Raw genomic sequence first — 19,521 nt, 5'->3', positions numbered from 1 at the left:
TTATCCTTGCGGCTGATTACTGATCAGCCGCGACATCGTCTCTAACGAGTCCGTCCTGAGAACGTATAAGCGCTTCAGCAGGAATGGATTATCCCCCGGTTTTACCTTCCCCTTCACCGTGGTCACCGCCAGGTGAAACCCTGCGTCGTTAGCCGCTTTCACCGCGATATCGTTATAGCCGCCGAACGGGTATGAGAGATAGAGCACGTGCGGGTTAAACTGCGCCAGCGCGCGGCGGGAGTGTTTGAAATCCATTAACACGTTCTGATAGCTGCGGCTCAGCAGGATCGGGTGGCGATTGGCATCCACTCTGTGCAGGAAGTGGGTATGCGACTGCACGTCAAACACGTCCTGGATCTCCCGCAGCTCGGAAATGCTCATAAACTGCAGCGTTTTTGGATCCCATTTCAGCGGATGGGCTTTGATCCGCGAGGAAATAATGAACGCCGTGGCGTGAAAACCGTACTGCTTCAGGATCGGCCAGGCATAGCGGCTGACCGACTTCAGGCCGTCGTCAAAGGTGATCGCCACCGCGCGCGCCGGCAGGTTCATCTTGTTACGCACGTAGCCTTCCAGCTGATACAGGGTCAGGGTGGTGTAGCCCCGATCGCGCAGCCAGGCCATCTGGTTATTGAAGGCACGCACGCTGGTGGTGGTTGAGGTATGGCGATAGCGGGTGTTCTCTTCATCGCGGAGGATATGGTGATAGGTCAGCACCGGCAGGCCGTTATCCTCCTGCGCATCCAGGCTGCTGACCCATGCCAGGCGGTTGGCGATGCGGATCTGGTACCAGGTCTGATTAAGCCGATCCTTCAGCTTGCTGAGGATGGGATAACGCAGGTTGTCCGCCAGGGTGCCGAACGGCGCGCTGCCGGCATTGGGGGCGTTGTAGACCGGCGTATCCTTCCAGGTGATCAGATTCTGGTTGCTGAGCGGCTTGTTCAGATCGCCGAGGCTGTCCTCCACGCGCTGCTTTCCCTGCACCTCGCCCAGATGCTCTTTGTCGATAAAGCCGGTGCCAAAGCCAAAGCGGAACTCATAATAATCCGCCGCGGTGGGCACCACCGCAATAATCTGCCCGGCGCGTACGTTGCCGACGGTGACGACCTTATTACCCACCTGCGCCCAGATAGCGGCATCTTCGGTGGTTTGCATATAGCGGGACGGGAGCCCTTGCTGACTGAGCAGACTGGCAGACACGCCGCCGGAGACCAGCAGCAGAAGCAGGAAAAAAATACGCGAGAGCATAGGGATTTATTCAGTACGAAAAACTGTCGCCATTGTAACAAAAGCGCCAGTAATACCAATGCTTAATATTTCTCCAGGCCATGGAGCAGGACAAAGGGCGGGTTTTTCTGCTGCTGATGCCACAGGCTGCTGACCTCTGGCGCACCGCGGGCAACGATGGTGTCGCGAAAGCCGATGCTGTCGGTCAACTCCCGTAGGGGATACATCATCTCCAGCAATGGATAGCTAATCCCAGAGATGACTTCGCAGTTGTCGTGCTTGTGGCTGAGCAGCGCCGCCGCGCGATAGGGTGCCGCGCCGGAGATATCGGTCAGGAAGATCACCCCGTCACCGCTGTCGACATGATGTTGGGCATCGCACAGCATGCGGCTGAGCATATTGACGCTTAATCCGCGCCAGAAATTGACCACCTTGCACTGCACCAGCGGCCCAAAGCGGACGGCGAGCTTCTCCGCCATCTCCTGCGCATGTTCATCATGGCACGTGATTACCCAACCCAGCATCGTCACCTCTCATCAGAAAGGGGTAGTCTAGCGGGGTCGGGGAAGTAAAGGGGTGATGATGGTCAATAAACCGGCCCGGCAACAGAACGCCGCCGGGCCTGAGGATCAGCTGCGCAGTCCGCGTCCGCGCTGGATCAGGTTCCAGCACAGCAGATAGAAGGCCACGATAAAGATCACCAGCACGCCGACGGTAGTCACCAGCGGCACGTCGGATATGCCGAGGAAGCCAAAGCGGAAGCCGCTGATCATATAGACGATCGGGTTCAGGTGTGACAGCCCCTGCCAGAACGGCGGCAGCAGCGTCAGGGAGTAGAACACCCCGCCGAGGTAGGTCAGCGGCGTCAGGACGAAGGTCGGGATCAGGCTGATATCGTCAAAGGTTTTGGCGAATACCGCATTCAGCAGGCCAGCCAGCGAGAACAGCACCGCCGTCAGCAGCAGCGTCAGGCCGACAAACAGCCAGGAGTGTACCTGGAACGGCACAAAGAACAGGGAAATCGCCGTCACCAGCACGCCGACGCACAGGCCGCGCGCTACCCCGCCGCCGACGTAGCCGGCGATGATCACGTGGGTAGGCACCGGGGCCACCAGCAGCTCTTCAATGTTGCGCTGGAACTTGGCGCTGAAGAACGACGATGCCACGTTGGCGTAGGCGTTGGTGATCACTGCCATCATGATCAGGCCGGGCACGATAAACTGCATATAGGTGAAGCCGTGCATCTCACCGATCCGCGAGCCAATCAGGTTGCCGAAGATAATAAAGTAGAGGGTCATGGTGATCACCGGCGGCACCAGGGTCTGGATCCAGATGCGCATAAAGCGGTTGATCTCTTTGGCCCAGATACTTTTCAGCGCCACCCAGTAAAGCTGCATCATGCGCGATCTCCTTGTTTCTCATGGACCAGCGAGACGAACAGCTCTTCCAGTCGGTTGGCTTTGTTACGCATACTTAATACCTGAATCCCCTGCTGGCTCAGCTGGCTGAAGACGCTGTTGATCCCCTGCTCGCGCAGGACTTCCACTTCAAGCGTAGAGGTATCCACCAGACGATAGTTATACCCCTCCAGCTTAGGCAGCGCGCTTTTCGCCGCCAGATCGAGAATGAAGGTTTCTGATTTCAGCTTGGAGAGCAGGTTCTTCATCGAGGTGTTTTCTACCAGCGTACCGTGCTGAATAATGCCGATGTTACGGCACAGCATCTCCGCCTCTTCAAGGTAGTGCGTCGTCAGAATGATGGTGGTGCCTTTGTCGTTTAAATCCTTCAAAAAGCCCCACATTGAGCGGCGAAGTTCGATATCCACCCCGGCGGTCGGTTCATCCAGAATGAGCAGTTTTGGCTCGTGCATTAACGCCCGGGCAATCATCAGGCGACGCTTCATGCCGCCGGACAGCATCCGCGCACGTTCGTTGCGTTTTTCCCACAAATCGAGCTGTTTGAGGTACTTTTCGCTGCGCTCAACCGCCTCTTTGCGCTCCACGCCGTAATAGCCCGCCTGGTTGACCACAATCTGCTGCACGGTCTCAAACGGGTTGAAGTTGAACTCCTGCGGCACCAGCCCCAGCTGGCGCTTGGCGTTCACGACGTCCTTCTCCAGGTCGTAGCCGAAGACCTTTACGTGGCCGGAGGATTTATTCACCAGCGAGCTGATAATGCCGATGGTGGTGGACTTACCTGCCCCGTTGGGCCCCAGAAGCGCATAAAAATCACCGGCTTCGACTTTAAGATCTATGCCGCGCAGTGCCTGGACACCACCCGGATAGGTTTTTTTAAGCTGCTCGAGCTCCAGTGCAATGGTCATGAAATAGAGTTACCTATAGTGCTGACACGCGAAGTGTTGTTTTAAAAGAAATCGAGTTGCCCTATATTAGCGCAACGCATTAACCCGGTTACAGGCCGTTTATCTCCATGAATGACATAGATACACTCATCAGCAATAACGCACTATGGTCAAAGATGCTGCTGGAAGAAGATTCCGGATTTTTTGAGAAACTGTCACAGGCGCAGAAACCACGCTTTCTGTGGATTGGATGCTCCGACAGCCGCGTTCCCGCTGAACGTCTGACTGGCCTCGAACCGGGCGAACTCTTTGTTCACCGTAACGTCGCAAACCTGGTGATCCACACCGATCTGAACTGTCTGTCCGTGGTGCAGTATGCGGTCGACGTGCTGGAAGTGGAACACATCATTATTTGCGGTCACTACGGCTGCGGCGGCGTCCAGGCGGCGGTCGAGAACACGGAGCTGGGTCTGATCGACAACTGGCTGCTGCACATTCGTGATATCTGGTTCAAACATAGCTCACTGCTGGGGCAAATGCCGCAGGAGCGTCGCCTGGATACCCTGTGTGAACTGAACGTGATGGAGCAGGTGTACAACCTGGGCCACTCCACCATTATGCAGTCGGCCTGGAAACGCGGGCAGAAAGTGACGATCCACGGCTGGGCGTACGGCATTCACGATGGCCTGCTGCGCGATCTGGAAGTGACCGCCACCAACCGGGAAACCCTGGAGCAGCGTTACCGTCGGGGCGTCTCTAACCTGACCCAGAAGCACGATAATCACAAATAAGCCCGTAAAAAAAGCCGGGTGGCGGCGTCGCCTTACCCGGCCTACAAAAGCACGATCCGTAGGCCCGGTAAGCGTAGCGCCACCGGGCAATACCTATCTACTCGTCCAGCAGCACCACTTTGCCGACATACGGCAGATGGCGATAGCGCTGAGCGTAGTCAATACCGTAGCCCACCACGAATTCGTCAGGAATCGAGAAACCGACATACTCCACGGGAACCTGCACTTCACGGCGCTCAGGTTTGTCCAGCAGGGTACAGATCGCCAGCGATTTAGGTCCACGCAGGCTGAGAATTTCGCGCACCTTCGACAGGGTGTTGCCGGAGTCGATGATGTCTTCAACAATCAGAACATCTTTGCCGCGAATGTCTTCATCCAGGTCTTTGAGAATTTTCACATCACGAGTGGTCGACATCCCGCTGCCATAGCTGGAGGCGGTCATAAAATCGACTTCATGGGAAACCTGCACTTCGCGGCAGAGATCGGCCATAAACATGAAGGAACCGCGTAACAGACCCACCAGCACCATCTCGCTGCCGCTGTCTTTATAGTGTTCGGTGATCTGACGACCGAGTTCGGCGATACGCGCTTTGATCTCCGCTTCCGGGATCATCACTTCAACAGTATGTTTCATTTTACTAACCGTATGTTTTTATAACGAATTTCTCAATGCCGATGGCTTCGCGTCCGGCATCGCTACATAAGCCCTGAAGTATACCAGCAAATAGATCCTCCTGGCGCATCTGTTCATAAAAGCCAGATTTGTGATTCCGATCACACTTGTTAAGTCCTATACTTAATTGCTATCAAAAAATTAACAAACCTGAAGAGTACTTTTTATGGCGGAAACAAAAGTTCAACATTCACGGTTACTCGTGAAGCTAACAGCGCTGTTCGCAGCCTTGTGCGGGCTCTACCTGTTAATAGGTGGCGTCTGGCTGGTAGCAATTGGCGGCTCCTGGTACTACCCGATTGCTGGCGTAGTGATGCTGGGCGTTGCCGTGATGTTATGGCGCAGTAAACAATCGGCACTGTGGCTTTATGCCGCCCTGCTGCTTGCCACGATGATCTGGGGCGTCTGGGAGGTCGGTTTCGACTTCTGGGCCCTGACCCCGCGCAGCGATATCCTGGTCTTCTTCGGTATCTGGCTGATCCTGCCCTTCGTCTGGCGTCGACTGTTCGTGCGCTCCGGCGGTGCGGTCACCGCGCTGGTCGTGGCGCTGCTGATCAGCGGCGGGATCCTGACCTGGGCTGGCTTTAACGATCCGCAGGAGGTGAAAGGCACCCTGAATGCCGACGCCACGCCTGCCGCACCGATCTCCGAAGTAGCCGATGCCGACTGGCCTGCCTACGGTCGTAATCAGGAGGGCCAACGCTTCTCCCCGCTGAAGCAGATTAATGCCGATAACGTGCATAAACTGAAAGAGGCCTGGGTGTTCCGTACCGGCGACCTGAAAAGAGAGAATGACTCCGGGGAAGTGACCAATGAAGTCACGCCGATCAAAGTGGGCAACATGCTCTACCTGTGCACTGCACACCAGCGTCTGTTCGCGCTGGATGCGGCAACCGGTAAAGAGAAGTGGCACTTCGATCCGCAGCTCAACTCTACCCCCTCTTTCCAGCACGTGACCTGTCGTGGCGTCTCTTACCACGAAGCGCGCGCTGATAACGCCAGCCCTGAGGTGGTTGCCGACTGTCCGCGCCGCATTATGCTGCCGGTCAACGATGGTCGTCTGTTCGCGCTTAACGCCGAGACCGGCAAGCCGTGCGAAACCTTTGCCAACAAAGGCGTGCTGAATCTGCAGACCAACATGCCGGATCAAACGCCGGGTCTGTATGAGCCGACCTCACCGCCGATCATCACCGATAAAACCATCGTGATCGCCGGTTCGGTAACGGATAACTTCTCCACCCGCGAAACCTCCGGTGTGATCCGTGGTTTTGACGTCAATACCGGTAAACTGCTGTGGGCCTTTGACCCGGGTGCGAAAGATCCAAACGCTATCCCGTCGGATGAGCACACCTTCACCTTCAACTCACCAAACTCCTGGGCACCTGCGGCCTATGACGCGAAGCTGGACCTGGTCTACCTGCCGATGGGCGTGACCACGCCGGATATCTGGGGTGGCAACCGCACGCCGGAGCAGGAGCGTTACGCCAGCTCCATCGTGGCGCTGAACGCCACTACCGGTAAACTGGCGTGGAGCTACCAGACCGTTCACCACGATCTGTGGGATATGGATATGCCGTCCCAGCCGACGCTGGCTGATATCACCGTTAACGGCCAGACCGTACCGGTGATCTACGCCCCGGCGAAAACCGGTAATATCTTCGTGCTGGATCGTCGTAATGGCCAGCTGGTCGTGCCGGCACCGGAAAAACCGGTTCCGCAGGGCGCGGCGAAAGGCGACTACGTCACCAAAACCCAGCCGTTCTCGGATCTGAGCTTCCGTCCGAAGAAAGATCTCAGCGGGGCAGACATGTGGGGCGCCACTATGTTTGACCAGCTGGTGTGCCGCGTGATGTTCCACCAGATGCGCTATGAGGGCATCTTCACACCACCGTCCGAGCAGGGCACGCTGGTCTTCCCGGGTAACCTGGGGATGTTCGAATGGGGCGGCATCTCCGTCGATCCGAACCGTCAGGTGGCGATTGCCAACCCGATGGCGCTGCCGTTTGTCTCTAAGCTGATCCCACGCGGCCCGGGCAATCCGATGGAACAGCCGAAAGACGCGCAGGGTACGGGTACTGAGTCCGGTATTCAGCCGCAGTACGGCGTGCCGTTTGGCGTGACGCTGAACCCGTTCCTCTCTCCGTTTGGCCTGCCGTGTAAACAGCCTGCCTGGGGTTATATCTCCGCGCTGGATCTGAAAACCAATCAGGTCGTATGGAAAAAACGTATTGGTACGCCACAGGACAGCATGCCGTTCCCGATGCCGATCCCAGTGCCGTTCAATATGGGTATGCCGATGCTGGGTGGCCCAATCTCCACCGCCGGTAACGTGCTGTTTATTGGCGCGACTGCCGATAACTACCTGCGCGCATACAACATGAGCAACGGTGAGAAACTGTGGCAGGGCCGTCTGCCAGCGGGTGGACAAGCCACGCCAATGACCTATGAGGCCAATGGTAAGCAGTTTGTGGTGATCTCCGCGGGTGGTCACGGTTCGTTTGGCACGAAGATGGGCGACTATATTGTTGCCTATGCGTTGCCTGACGAGAAGTAAAAGCAAAACGGCAACGAAAGTTGCCGTTTTTAGTGTTGGTACCCTCTCCCTGTGGGAGAGGGCCAGGGTGAGGGCATCAGGCCGCACCGTGCTCACGTAGGCCCGGTAAGCGTAGCGCCACCGGGCTTTTTTTATACTGTAAAACCGAGCATCATCCCCGTATCTTCATGCTCCAGCAGATGGCAGTGCGCCATATAGGCGTACTCTTTCGGCGCGTCATGATCGAACTTCACTAACACCTCGCTTACCCCGCCCTCAACGCGTACCGTATCCTTCCAGCCCGCGCGATGCACCGCTGGCGCTTTGCCGTTTTCTGTCAGGATGCGGAACTGGGTGCCGTGAATATGGAACGGGTGCAGCATCATGTCCCCTTCCCCGGAAATCACCCAACGCTCATACTGCCCTTTAGCTGCGGCGAACTGCGGCGTGTGCATATCGAAGGCTTTACCGTTGATCCGGTTGCCGTTACGGAAATCGAACCCATGCATGCTGTGATCCATCCCGCCCATTTTGCCGTGATCCATCTGGCCGTGATTCATACCCGCCATGGCCTGATGACCGTACTTCTTCATTAAAGCCTGCATGCCCATCATGTCGAGCATCGGATCCATCGACAGCTGTAGCTTCCGCTGGGTCAGCCCTTCCAGCGACGGCAGAGCCGGCATGGTGGTCAGCGTATCCGGCAGCTCGCCGGAAGCCGTCACCAGCAGCGGCTGAATGCGCAGCACCGGCTGCGGCTTATCGAACGGCGCCACCGCCATCCCCATCTGGCCCACCGGCAAAGTCACCAGGTCAAACGCCTTGCCGTCGCTGATATCCACCAGCACCTCAAAACGCTCGCCCATCAGCATCGGCAGCTCGGTCACCTTCACCGGCTCCGCCAGCAGCCCTCCGTCGCTGGCGACCACGTACAGCGGGCGTTTATCGCTGGCGGCGAAGTTAAGCGAGCGGGCATTACAGCCGTTGAGCAGACGCAGGCGCAGCCAGCCTTTCGGGGCATTATGCTGTGGGTAAAGCGCGCCGTTGGTCAGCAGCGTGTCGCCAAACCAGCCCACCGCAGCGCTCATCACATCCAGCTGATAGTCAATTTGCCCCTCAGGGGTGAATTTTTTGTCCTGCACGATCACCGGCACATCGTCGATGCCCCACTGCTTCGGCAGGCGCAGCAGACGGCTTTCGTCATCCTCAATCAGTACCAGTCCGGCGAGCCCCATCGCCACCTGATGCCCGGTTTTACCGTGCTGATGAGGATGGAACCAGCAGGTTGCCGCCCGCTGTTCCGGGGTAAAGGTCACCGTCCGCTGGCCGCCGGGTTTAATGATGCCGTGCGGGCCGCCATCTACTTCGCCCGGTACTTCCAGACCGTGCCAGTGGACGGTGGTCTCTTCATTAAGGGTGTTGTGGATGTTAACGGTCAGCGCTTTTCCCTTGCGCAGCTGCAGGGCCGGGCCCAGCAGATTGCCGTTGTAGCCCCAGGTGGTGGCGTTGTGTGGCCCAAAGGTGGTTTTGCCCGCCTGTACCACCAGATTCACCTGATTACGCGCATCGGGGGTGAGTAAACCGGGGATTGGCAGCACGGGACGCTCGGCCGCAAAAGCGGCACGGCTCCACAGCGGTAGCGCACTGGCGACACCCAGTGCGGCAGAATATTTTAAAAAATCACGGCGTTGCATGTTCATCTCCTTATTCGCAGCAGTCGATGTCATGAGCATAAACCCTCCCCTTGCCGGAAGGTCAAGAAAAGCGGAAATAATAAAGATCGTCGCACCGGCGGGAAGTGTGCTAACGTTGAATTTCCGTGACGTATTGGTAGAAGCAATGAAGACGTTTTTCCGAACAATCCTGTTCAGCACCCTGATGATGAGTTGCGCAAACAGCTATGCGCTGAGTGAAAATGAAGCCGAAGATATGGCGGATTTAACGGCGGTGTTTGTATTCCTGAAAAACGACTGTGGCTACCAGAATTTACCTAACGGTCAGATTCGTCGCGCGCTGGTCTTCTTTGCTCAACAGAACCAGTGGGACCTGAGCAACTACGACAGTTTCGATATGAAAACCCTCGGTGAAGACAGCTACCGCGATCTCAGCGGCATCGGCATTCCCACGGCAAAAAAATGTAAAGCCCTGGCTCGCGATTCGCTGAGCCTGCTTGCCTACGTTAAGTAACTCCCCTCCCGATGCCCGATTGCTGAACAGATGGCCGTGCAACCACGGTCATTGTTAGCTATGATGTTTCGCCCGTTTTAACCGGGTGTTAACAAAGGAGGTATCATCCCATGGCCGAAAAGAAAATGTGGCATGAAACGCTGCATGACCAGTTTGGACAGTACTTTGCCATTGATAACGTGCTCTATCATGAGAAAACCGATCATCAGGATCTGATCATTTTCGAAAACGCGGCTTTTGGCCGGGTGATGGCGCTGGATGGCGTGGTGCAAACCACCGAGCGTGATGAATTCATTTATCATGAGATGATGACCCACGTTCCGCTGCTGGCCCACGGCAATGCGAAACATGTGCTGATCATCGGCGGCGGCGACGGCGCCATGCTGCGCGAAGTCTCCCGCCACAAAAGCATTGAAAGCATCACCATGGTAGAGATCGACGCTGGCGTGGTCTCCTTCTGCCGCCAGTATCTGCCTAATCACAATGCCGGAAGCTACGACGATCCGCGTTTCACGTTGGTGATCGACGACGGCGTCAATTTTGTTAACCAGACGACGCAGACCTTTGATGTGATCATCTCCGATTGCACCGATCCGATTGGGCCGGGTGAAAGTCTGTTTACCTCGGCGTTCTATGAAGGCTGCAAACGCTGCCTGAACCCTGGCGGGGTCTTTGTCGCCCAGAACGGCGTCTGCTTCCTGCAGCAAGATGAGGCTATCGACAGCCACCGTAAGCTGAGCCATTACTTTACCGATGTGAGCTTCTACCAGGCGGCGATCCCGACCTACTACGGCGGCGTGATGACCTTTGCCTGGGCGACGGATAACGAAGCTCTGCGCCATCTCTCTACCGGCATCATTCAGGCGCGCTTCCAGCACGCAAACTTAACCTGTCGTTATTACAATCCGGCCGTCCATACCGCAGCCTTTGCCTTACCGCAATATTTGCAGGATGCTCTGAGGGGGGTGAATGAATTGAAAAAGCTGAAACTGCATGGCTTTAACAACCTGACCAAAAGCCTGAGTTTTTGTATTTACGATATCTGCTATGTCAAAACGGCGGAAGAGCGCGATGGTTATATCGCCTATATCGATGAACTCTATAACGCCAACCGACTGACCGAGATCCTGTCAGAAACCTGCTCCATTATCGGCGCCAATATCCTGAACATTGCCCGTCAGGATTATGAACCCCAGGGCGCCAGCGTCACCATTCTGGTCAGCGAGGAGCCGGTTGACCCCACCCTTATCGACCACACCGAGCGCCCCGGCCCGCTGCCGGACGCGGTGGTAGCCCATCTCGATAAGAGCCATATCTGCGTGCACACCTACCCGGAGAGTCATCCGGAAGGCGGGCTGTGTACCTTCCGTGCCGATATTGAAGTATCGACCTGCGGTGTGATTTCGCCCCTCAACGCGCTGAATTACTTAATTCATCAACTCGAGTCCGATATCGTGACTATCGATTACCGCGTGCGTGGTTTCACCCGTGATATCAACGGCATGAAGCACTTTATCGATCATGAAATTAACTCGATTCAGAACTTCATGTCCGACGATATGAAATCGCTGTATGACATGGTGGATGTAAACGTCTATCAGGAAAATATCTTCCATACCAAGATGCTGCTGAAGGAGTTCGACCTGAAGCACTACATGTTCCATACCCGGCCGGAAGATTTAAGCGAAGATGAGCGCAAGGTCATTACTGACCTGCTGTGGAAAGAGATGCGCGAAATTTACTACGGCCGCAACATTCCGGCCGTATAAGATGCGTACGGAGCAGGGACGCTCCGGATATTACTTCTGCTTCATGAAATCGCGATAGGCCGCCACCACCTGAAGGAAGTCCTCCACGCCACACAGTGACAGGCTCTCTTCATCGTAGTAGTTCATCCCCTCTTCCATCTCGTCACCGGAAAACTCCAGCTGGTTGGCGCGCACCATCACCTCTTCGCCATCCATCCACAATGTGTATTCATGCCCGGTGCGTTGCCAGGATCGTTCACTGCCTTTTACCGTGCGCGCAGCCTGCTCCACTTCATCGAGCAGGCTCAGGTTCTCTTTCACTTCCTCATTGAACCAGTGACCGACCACTTCGTGGCCCATCGACATACGCACTTTCACCACCCCGGTGATATCACGCAGAAATTCGTAATCCATAGTATTTTCCTCTGCAAAGCCCTTGCAGTAATTATCGCAGCAGCGAGGAAGAAAAAAAGCGGAACGCGTGGAAGGAATGAAAATAAAAAAAGCCCCTCACCCTAACCCTCTCCCCAAAGGGGAGAGGGAACTGGTCCCCCCCTCGCCCCTTTGGGGAGAGGGGCTGGGGGTGAGGGGTTGGGTTTTACACTGCCGTCTGGAAGATAACCCCGTCAGCCTTCTCGGTGTACTGAGACAGCTGGTCGAAGTTCAGATAGCGATAGGTATCTACCGCCGTCTTATCTACCTGCGCCACGAAGGTCTGATACTCCTCCGGCGTTGGCAGTTTGCCAATCAGCGCCGCAACCGCCGCCAGCTCCGCAGAGGCCAGGTAGACGTTTGCCCCGGTACCTAAACGGTTCGGGAAGTTACGGGTTGAGGTGGAGACCACCGTCGCACCGTCAGCCACGCGCGCCTGGTTACCCATACACAGGGAACAGCCAGGGATTTCGATACGCGCCCCGCTCTTACCGAACACGCTGTAGTAACCCTCTTCGGTCAGCTGTGCCGCGTCCATACGGGTTGGCGGTGCCACCCACAGACGGGTCGGCAGCTGGCCTTTGTGGGTATCCAGCAGCTTACCGGCAGCACGGAAGTGACCGATGTTGGTCATGCAGGAGCCGATGAACACTTCGTCAATCTTGTCGCCCTGCACGTCAGAGAGCAGGCGCGCGTCGTCCGGATCGTTCGGCGCACACAGGATTGGCTCTTTGATGTCGGCCAGATCGATGTCGATCACTGCCGCGTATTCTGCGTCAGCATCGGCTTCCAGCAGCTGTGGATCCGCCAGCCATTTCTCCATGCCCTGAATACGACGCTCCAGGGTACGACGGTCGCCGTAGCCTTCAGCAATCATCCACTTCAGCAGCACGATGTTGGAGGTCAGATACTCTTCGATCGGCGCCTGGTTCAGCTTGATGGTACAGCCCGCAGCGGAACGCTCAGCGGAGGCATCGGTCAGTTCGAACGCCTGCTCCACTTTCAGATCCGGCAGACCTTCGATCTCGAGAATGCGGCCAGAGAAGATGTTCTTCTTACCTTTCTTCTCAACGGTCAGCAGACCCTGTTTGATCGCGTACAGCGGGATCGCATGCACCAGGTCACGCAGGGTGATGCCCGGCTGCATTTTGCCTTTGAAACGCACCAGCACGGATTCCGGCATGTCCAGCGGCATTACGCCCGTCGCAGCGGCAAAGGCCACCAGGCCGGAGCCCGCCGGGAAGGAGATCCCAATCGGGAAACGGGTGTGGGAGTCACCACCGGTACCCACTGTATCCGGGAGCAGCATGCGGTTCAGCCAGGAGTGGATAACGCCATCACCCGGACGCAGGGAGACACCGCCGCGGTTCATGATGAAGTCCGGCAGCGTGTGGTGGGTAGTCACGTCAACCGGCTTTGGATAGGCCGCGGTATGGCAGAAGGACTGCATCACCAGGTCAGACGAGAAGCCCAGGCACGCCAGGTCTTTCAGTTCGTCACGGGTCATTGGACCGGTGGTGTCCTGAGAGCCCACGGAGGTCATCTTCGGCTCGCAGTAGGCACCCGGACGGATACCGGCTACGCCGCAGGCGCGGCCAACCATTTTCTGCGCCAGAGAGTAACCACGGTTGCTTTCGGCCACGTCTTTCGCCTGACGGAATACGTCGCTGTGCGGCAGACCCAGCGCTTCACGCGCTTTGGTGGTCAGGCCACGGCCGATGATCAGCGGGATACGGCCACCGGCACGCACTTCGTCGATCAGCACGTCGGTTTTCAGCTCGAAGCTGGCCAGCAGTTCGTTGGTTTCGTGGTTACGCACTTCGCCTTTGAACGGGTAAACGTCAATCACGTCGCCCATGTTCAGGTTATTCACGTCCACTTCGATTGGCAGTGCGCCAGCATCTTCCATGGTGTTGAAGAAGATAGGCGCAATTTTGCCACCGAGGCACAGACCACCGCCGCGCTTGTTCGGCACGTGAGGGATATCATCGCCCATAAACCACAGCACGGAGTTGGTCGCGGATTTACGGGAAGAACCGGTACCGACCACGTCACCAACGTAGGCCAGCGGGAAACCTTTCTGCTGCAGCGCTTCGATCTGTTTGATCGGGCCTACGGCACCCGGCTGATCCGGCTCAATGCCTTCACGGGCGTTTTTCAGCATCGCCAGGGCGTGCAGTGGGATATCCGGGCGTGACCAGGCATCCGGCGCCGGAGAGAGGTCATCGGTGTTGGTTTCGCCAGTCACTTTGAAGACGGTGACGGTCATTTTTTCCGCCAGCGCAGGCCGGCTCAGGAACCATTCGGCATCAGCCCAGGACTGCATGACCTGCTTCGCGTAGCTGTTGCCCGCTTTCGCTTTCTCTTCTACGTCGTAGAAGTTATCGAACATCAGTAGCGTATGGGACAGGGCTTTGGCAGCAATCGGTGCCAGCGTGTCGCTGTCCAGCGCATCAATCAGCGGATGAATGTTATAACCACCCTGCATGGTGCCGAGCAGTTCAATCGCTTTTTCAGGGGTAACCAGTGGGGAGGTTGCGTCGCCTTTGGCAATCGCAGCAAGGAAACCGGCTTTGACGTAGGCGGCTTCATCGACGCCTGGCGGTACACGGTTGATCAACAGATCTAACAGGAATTCTTCTTCGCCTTTAGGCGGATTCTTCAGCAGCTCGACGAGCCCAGCCATCTGGGTAGCATCTAAGGGTTTCGGTACAATCCCCTCGGCGGCACGTTCTGCTACGTGCTTACGGTATTCTTCTAGCACGACGGTTCTCCTCGCTCTCATTGTCATATGCGGCCGGCGTTCTCTTCACGCTCCTGTGAGACAGCAGTTTGTAGGGTAAATGCCCGATACCGCGTCGGGCAGCATAGCAGGATTTTCACACAGTGTTAATCCGTTTACAAAAAAAGCAACATTAAATTGTTTGCTGAATCGTTAAGCATGGTATAGCGGCGAGGCGGGAAGAATTTTGGACACAAAAAAACCGCCCTTAAGCGGTTATTTTGTTGCCTTGCGGTGGTAGCACACCGGGTTGGCAGATTTGCGGCAATACACTCGACACAAATAATGCTCCTGAGGCAGTAAATCTGCAAGCCCCTGTTTAGCTTTTACGAGCCGCCATCCAGTATCGAATGAAAAAGGATGTAACTGCGTTTCCATCCTTCTCAGCCTGTAGCGACTGTAATACTGTTGCTCCCGGCCTGCTTCGCTGGTGTAGCAACCAGTCACCGGGCCCGGGAGCAGTTCAGTAACCTACGCGGCAATACACTTATTTGCCTGGTTCTGCCTTTCCCGGTGAAGAATGAACCCGCGTAGCCTGCAAAGGAACGCTCGCAATGGAGATGCGATTCTATACGCTGATCGTTGTGATCGGTTTACTGCTGACGGCACTACACGGTGGCTGGAGCATATCCGACATCACAGTGCTGTTTGTGATTAACCTCGGCAACTAGCTACTGGCCGCTCGCAAGAGCGGCCATTTGAATACCCCAACGGCTTTTGCACAATCGGATATAATCTGTGTAATAATTGCTCACACTCTTTATCCGGCCATTCGGGACAGTTCCCAGTTTAAGTCAAAAAAAGTAATACCCGGGTGCATATACTCGCGGCAACGTAAACGCCTTACGGCCTCGCTCTCGTCGGAGTCTTATTATGAAGTTGCCTCTTAAGCCTCATCTGCTTGCTCTCATATGTAGCGCCGGGCTATTAGCCGCATCTGGCGTTGTGTACGTTAATAGCCGCGCAACGGATACCATCACTCAGCCACCAACACCTGCCATGCAGCCCGCGCCGACAGCGCAAACCGCTCCGGCGGCAGCGCCTCAGGTGCCGGTGGCCTACACCGCAGCGCAAATCGATCAGTGGGTCGCCCCGGTGGCCCTCTATCCGGACGCACTGCTGTCGCAGGTTTTGATGGCCGCCACCTATCCGGCGAACGTGATCCAGGCAGCCCAGTGGTCGCGGGACAATCCGAAGATGCAGGGGGATGCGGCGGTTCAGGCCGTGGCGGGGCAGCCCTGGGATCCGAGCGTCAAATCGCTGGTCGCCTTCCCACAGCTGATGTCGCTGATGGGGGAAAACCCGCCGTGGGTGCAGAATCTGGGCGACGCGTTTCTTGCCCAGCCGAAGGATGTGATGGACTCCGTTCAGCGCTTACGTCTGCTGGCGCAACAGACCGGCGCGCTGCAGTCCACGCCGCAACAGACGGTGACCACGGTGGCGAAAACCGAACCGCCAAAAGCCTCTACTTCGACCTCAACTTCAACCTCAACCTCAACGTCGACATCAACTCCTGCCCCGACGGTGATCAAGATTGAATCCGCGGATCCGCAGGTGGTGTATGTCCCGACCTACAACCCCAGCACGGTTTACGGTACCTGGCCTAATACCAGCTATCCGCCGGTCTATTTGCCACCGCCTCCGGGGGAGCAGTTCACCGACAGCCTGGTCAAAGGGCTGGGCTTCAGCCTCGGGGTCGCCACGACTTACGCCATCTTCAGCAATATCGACTGGGATGACGATGACGACTGGGATCATGACCATCATGACGGGGATCATCACGGCGGATATTCACGTAACGGCGATAACAACATCAATATCAACGTGGACAACTTCAATAAGATCAGCGGTGAGCGTCTGACCGATGCCAACCGCGGCTGGCAGCATAATCCGGCCTATCGCGGCGGCGTACCCTACGCCACCAGCCAGTTGAATAACCGCTATCCGCAGAACAACACCGCAGTGCGCCGGACCGCTAACGCCAGCCTCACGACACCACAAGGGACCGTCAACCGCGACGCTCAGCGCCAGGCAGCAATGAGCCAGATGGAGCGCTCAACGGGCAAAAACCTCTCCCAGACCGCGCGTCCGGTCACCCGTGACGGGCAGCGTCAGGCGGCAAACCAGCAGCTGAATCAAATCTCCCAACGCAATAACTACCGGGGATACGACAACGATCGCCCGCAAACGACAAAAAAGGCAAACAATACCCAGCGCGATACCCAGCGTACGGCGGCACGTCAGGAGACCACCCGCAAGGCACAGCCGCAGCAGCGTACCGAGCAGACCCGGCAGCGATCCACGCAGACGCACCAGCGGGCCAACGCCCTCAGCGGCAACGACAGCCGCTCGGCCAACTGGCAGGCGCAGCAGCAGCGTGGGATGCAAAGCCGTCAGCAGTCGACCCGCAACCTCGAACAGCGCAGCGGCGGCCGAGCCCAGATGTCTGAACGCCGGGGCGGCGGTGAACACCGTGAATTACGTCATCGTTAAGGGAGACGACAATGAAAAGTAAATTACTCAGCGGAATGATGTTGTTCATGGTATCGACCGGTGTCTTTGCCCAACAGCATTTCAGCACGCCCGAACAGGCGACCGATGCGCTGGCGAAAGCCATCAACGAGCAGAACGACAAGGAACTGGGCAACCTGCTCGGTGAGGACTGGCGCACCTTTTTACCCTCCGACGGCGTTGATCCAGAAGCGGTGGATCGCTTCAAGCGCGACTGGCAGGTGAACCATAACACGGTGATCGACGGCGATATGGCCTGGCTCACCGTGGGCGAGTACCACTGGCAGTTGCCAATTCCGGTGGTGAAACGCGCCGAGGGCTGGCAGTTCGATATGCAGGAAGCCAAAGAGGAGATCCTCAACCGCGAAGTGGGCCGCAATGAGCTGGCTGCCATCGAGGCGCTGCACGCCTACGTGGATGCACAGGAGAGCTATTACGCCCTCACAACCCAGTATGCGCAGAAAATTGTCAGCAGCGAGGGTAAAAAAGATGGACTCTACTGGCCGGTGAAACCCGGTGAAACGCCCAGCCCGCTCGGCCCGGCCTTCAGCCCGAAAGAGCCAGGTCAGGGGTATCACGGCTACCATTTCCGCATCCTGCCGGACAATAAATCAGGCTTTGCGATGATCGCCTGGCCGGTGATCTACGGCGAGACCGGGGTGATGAGCTTTATGATTAACGGCGACGATCGGGTCTGGCAGGCCAATCTGGGCGAGAAGTCAGCGGAGGACGCGAAAGCGATGCCGTCCTTTAACCCGGACGATCGCTGGCAACTTGTCGCGCAGTAGGTTTTTGCAGGATAAAAAAAAGCGGCTCAGGAGCCGCTTTTTTCATGCCGGAAGAAAATTACTTCTTCTTCGCTTTCGCGTTTGGCAGGTCGGTGATGCTACCTTCGAACACTTCTGCCGCCAGGCCAACAGACTCGTGCAGAGTCGGGTGAGCGTGGATGGTCAGCGCGATGTCTTCAGCGTCACAACCCATTTCGATCGCCAGACCGATCTCACCCAGCAGCTCGCCGCCGTTGGTGCCGACAATCGCACCACCGATCACACGGTGAGTCTCTTTGTCGAAGATCAGTTTGGTCATACCGTCTGCGCAGTCGGAAGCGATAGCACGGCCAGAAGCAGCCCACGGGAAGGTGGCGGTTTCGTAGCTGATGCCTTTCTCTTTCGCTTCTTTCTCAGTCAGACCAACCCAGGCAACTTCTGGCTCGGTGTACGCGATGGATGGGATCACTTTCGGGTCGAAGTAGTGCTTCATGCCGGCGATAACTTCTGCGGCTACGTGGCCTTCGTGAACACCTTTGTGTGCCAGCATTGGCTGACCGACGATGTCGCCGATAGCAAAGATGTGCGGCACGTTGGTGCGCAGCTGCTTGTCAACGCGGATGAAGCCACGGTCGTCAACTTCCACGCCCGCTGCGCCTGCATTGAGGTTTTTACCGTTCGGCACACGGCCGATGGCTACCAGCACGGCGTCGTAACGCTGCGCTTCTGCAGGGGCTTTTTTGCCTTCCATGGAAACGTAAATACCGTCTTCTTTCGCTTCAACGGCAGTCACTTTGGTTTCCAGCATCAGGTTGAACTTCTTGCTGATGCGTTTGGTGAAGACTTTAACGATGTCTTTGTCAGCAGCCGGGATAACCTGGTCGAACATTTCAACCACGTCAATCTGTGAACCCAGCGCATGGTATACGGTGCCCATTTCCAGACCGATGATACCGCCACCCATAACCAGCAGGCGTTCAGGAACGGTTTTCAGCTCCAGCGCATCGGTGGAGTCCCACACGCGTGGATCTTCATGTGGAATGAACGGCAGTTCGATCGGACGGGAACCCGCCGCGATGATTGCGTTGTCGAAGTTGATCACGGTTTTGCCGTTTTCGCCTTCCACTTCCAGGGTGTTTGCCCCGGTAAATTTACCCAGACCGTTTACCACTTTCACTTTACGGCCTTTGGCCATACCGGCCAGACCACCGGTCAGCTGAGTGATAACTTTCTCTTTCCAGGTACGAATCTTGTCGATATCGGTTTTCGGCTCGCCGAAGACGATACCGTGTTCAGCCAGCGCTTTGGCCTCTTCGATAACTTTGGCTACGTGCAGCAGCGCTTTAGAAGGGATACAGCCGACGTTCAGACAAACACCACCGAGGGTGCTGTAACGTTCTACGATGACGGTTTCCAGACCTAAATCCGCGGCACGGAATGCTGCGGAATAACCTGCCGGGCCTGCCCCAAGTACTACGACCTGAGTTTTGATTTCTGTGCTCATCATGACCTCTTAATTTATACCCGTCGTCCACCGGGTCGTTCTATCCGCTCGCATTTTACAAAAT

General features: G+C 56.6%; 15 protein-coding genes and 1 pseudogene. 7 read left to right on the top strand and 9 right to left on the bottom strand.

The genetic code is table 11. From position 1 onward, the window contains the following. The 4 genes from AAHB66_RS03920 to AAHB66_RS03905 all read right to left on the bottom strand — a co-directional run bounded on the left by AAHB66_RS03920 (window position 1) and on the right by AAHB66_RS03905 (window position 3,550). The gene (locus AAHB66_RS03920) at window positions 1-1,254 is read right to left on the bottom strand and encodes a polysaccharide deacetylase family protein (RefSeq protein ID WP_347116417.1); all 1,254 of its coding nucleotides are present in this window, start codon (window positions 1,252-1,254) and stop codon (window positions 1-3) included. 56 nt (window positions 1,255-1,310) lie between these two features. After that, window positions 1,311-1,751, bottom strand: coding sequence for a PTS sugar transporter subunit IIA (locus AAHB66_RS03915; protein WP_347115274.1), 441 nt, complete (start codon window positions 1,749-1,751; stop codon window positions 1,311-1,313). A gap of 105 nt (window positions 1,752-1,856) precedes the next feature. Beyond that, complete coding sequence (locus AAHB66_RS03910; protein WP_106994273.1) at window positions 1,857-2,627, bottom strand: ABC transporter permease; 771 nt, start codon at window positions 2,625-2,627, stop codon at window positions 1,857-1,859. Then, on the bottom strand, window positions 2,624-3,550 hold the full coding sequence (locus AAHB66_RS03905; protein WP_347115273.1) for an ABC transporter ATP-binding protein: 927 nt from the start codon (window positions 3,548-3,550) through the stop codon (window positions 2,624-2,626). Before AAHB66_RS03905 ends, AAHB66_RS03910 begins: the two co-directional genes overlap by 4 nt. Window positions 3,551-3,657: 107 nt before the next feature. Between AAHB66_RS03905 and can the strand changes: the two genes are divergently transcribed. Further along, complete coding sequence (can, locus tag AAHB66_RS03900) at window positions 3,658-4,320, top strand: carbonate dehydratase (RefSeq protein WP_347115272.1); 663 nt, start codon at window positions 3,658-3,660, stop codon at window positions 4,318-4,320. 97 nt (window positions 4,321-4,417) lie between these two features. On the opposite strand, the gene hpt is transcribed toward can, so the two are convergent. Further along, the gene (gene hpt / locus AAHB66_RS03895) at window positions 4,418-4,954 is read right to left on the bottom strand and encodes a hypoxanthine phosphoribosyltransferase (RefSeq protein ID WP_333851369.1); all 537 of its coding nucleotides are present in this window, start codon (window positions 4,952-4,954) and stop codon (window positions 4,418-4,420) included. 205 nt (window positions 4,955-5,159) lie between these two features. Here hpt and AAHB66_RS03890 point away from each other — a divergent pair, with 205 nt between their 5' ends. Then, a complete protein-coding gene (locus tag AAHB66_RS03890) occupies window positions 5,160-7,547 on the top strand; it encodes a glucose/quinate/shikimate family membrane-bound PQQ-dependent dehydrogenase (RefSeq protein ID WP_347115271.1) in 2,388 nt (795 codons plus the stop codon). A gap of 131 nt (window positions 7,548-7,678) precedes the next feature. Here AAHB66_RS03890 and cueO read toward each other — a convergent pair whose 3' ends face one another. Beyond that, complete coding sequence (cueO, locus tag AAHB66_RS03885) at window positions 7,679-9,220, bottom strand: multicopper oxidase CueO (RefSeq protein WP_347115270.1); 1,542 nt, start codon at window positions 9,218-9,220, stop codon at window positions 7,679-7,681. A 145-nt stretch (window positions 9,221-9,365) separates the two neighbouring features. Between cueO and AAHB66_RS03880 the strand changes: the two genes are divergently transcribed. The 3 genes and pseudogenes from AAHB66_RS03880 to speD all read left to right on the top strand — a co-directional run bounded on the left by AAHB66_RS03880 (window position 9,366) and on the right by speD (window position 11,482). Then, a complete protein-coding gene (locus AAHB66_RS03880; RefSeq protein WP_032616571.1) occupies window positions 9,366-9,713 on the top strand; it encodes a YacC family pilotin-like protein in 348 nt (115 codons plus the stop codon). Window positions 9,714-9,823: 110 nt separating this feature from the next. Then, window positions 9,824-10,672 (top strand): annotated as a pseudogene (gene speE, locus AAHB66_RS03875) (polyamine aminopropyltransferase); the annotation flags it as partial. A 15-nt stretch (window positions 10,673-10,687) separates the two neighbouring features. Continuing rightward, on the top strand, window positions 10,688-11,482 hold the full coding sequence (gene speD / locus AAHB66_RS03870; protein ID WP_347116416.1) for an adenosylmethionine decarboxylase: 795 nt from the start codon (window positions 10,688-10,690) through the stop codon (window positions 11,480-11,482). Window positions 11,483-11,512: 30 nt separating this feature from the next. On the opposite strand, the gene yacL is transcribed toward speD, so the two are convergent. Further along, on the bottom strand, window positions 11,513-11,875 hold the full coding sequence (gene yacL, locus AAHB66_RS03865) for a protein YacL (RefSeq protein WP_106994266.1): 363 nt from the start codon (window positions 11,873-11,875) through the stop codon (window positions 11,513-11,515). Window positions 11,876-12,059: 184 nt separating this feature from the next. Continuing rightward, complete coding sequence (acnB, locus tag AAHB66_RS03860; protein WP_347115269.1) at window positions 12,060-14,657, bottom strand: bifunctional aconitate hydratase 2/2-methylisocitrate dehydratase; 2,598 nt, start codon at window positions 14,655-14,657, stop codon at window positions 12,060-12,062. A gap of 891 nt (window positions 14,658-15,548) precedes the next feature. Here acnB and AAHB66_RS03855 point away from each other — a divergent pair. Next, window positions 15,549-17,168: a DUF3300 domain-containing protein gene (locus tag AAHB66_RS03855; RefSeq protein ID WP_347115268.1), complete on the top strand. Its 1,620-nt coding sequence runs from the start codon at window positions 15,549-15,551 to the stop codon at window positions 17,166-17,168. An 11-nt stretch (window positions 17,169-17,179) separates the two neighbouring features. Further along, on the top strand, window positions 17,180-17,974 hold the full coding sequence (locus AAHB66_RS03850; RefSeq protein WP_347115267.1) for a DUF2950 family protein: 795 nt from the start codon (window positions 17,180-17,182) through the stop codon (window positions 17,972-17,974). Window positions 17,975-18,032: 58 nt separating this feature from the next. Here AAHB66_RS03850 and lpdA read toward each other — a convergent pair whose 3' ends face one another. Beyond that, window positions 18,033-19,457: a dihydrolipoyl dehydrogenase gene (lpdA, locus tag AAHB66_RS03845; protein WP_333851387.1), complete on the bottom strand. Its 1,425-nt coding sequence runs from the start codon at window positions 19,455-19,457 to the stop codon at window positions 18,033-18,035. Window positions 19,458-19,521: the final 64 nt, after the last annotated feature.

The sequence above is a fragment of the Leclercia sp. S52 genome, from assembly GCF_039727615.1.
Lineage (GTDB): Bacteria > Pseudomonadota > Gammaproteobacteria > Enterobacterales > Enterobacteriaceae > Enterobacter > Enterobacter adecarboxylatus_B.
The sequence above is the reverse complement of the archived record's forward strand: the minus strand, read 5'-3'. Positions and strand labels throughout refer to the sequence as shown.

Coding starts and splice junctions, on each gene's coding strand:
- AAHB66_RS03915 (WP_347115274.1), bottom strand. CDS start 1,751: ATGCTGGGTTGGGTAATCACGTGCCATGATGAACATGCGCAGGAGATG.
- AAHB66_RS03910 (WP_106994273.1), bottom strand. CDS start 2,627: ATGATGCAGCTTTACTGGGTGGCGCTGAAAAGTATCTGGGCCAAAGAG.
- AAHB66_RS03905 (WP_347115273.1), bottom strand. CDS start 3,550: ATGACCATTGCACTGGAGCTCGAGCAGCTTAAAAAAACCTATCCGGGT.
- can (WP_347115272.1), top strand. CDS start 3,658: ATGAATGACATAGATACACTCATCAGCAATAACGCACTATGGTCAAAG.
- hpt (WP_333851369.1), bottom strand. CDS start 4,954: ATGAAACATACTGTTGAAGTGATGATCCCGGAAGCGGAGATCAAAGCG.
- AAHB66_RS03890 (WP_347115271.1), top strand. CDS start 5,160: ATGGCGGAAACAAAAGTTCAACATTCACGGTTACTCGTGAAGCTAACA.
- cueO (WP_347115270.1), bottom strand. CDS start 9,220: ATGCAACGCCGTGATTTTTTAAAATATTCTGCCGCACTGGGTGTCGCC.
- AAHB66_RS03880 (WP_032616571.1), top strand. CDS start 9,366: ATGAAGACGTTTTTCCGAACAATCCTGTTCAGCACCCTGATGATGAGT.
- yacL (WP_106994266.1), bottom strand. CDS start 11,875: ATGGATTACGAATTTCTGCGTGATATCACCGGGGTGGTGAAAGTGCGT.
- AAHB66_RS03855 (WP_347115268.1), top strand. CDS start 15,549: ATGAAGTTGCCTCTTAAGCCTCATCTGCTTGCTCTCATATGTAGCGCC.
- AAHB66_RS03850 (WP_347115267.1), top strand. CDS start 17,180: ATGAAAAGTAAATTACTCAGCGGAATGATGTTGTTCATGGTATCGACC.
- lpdA (WP_333851387.1), bottom strand. CDS start 19,457: ATGAGCACAGAAATCAAAACTCAGGTCGTAGTACTTGGGGCAGGCCCG.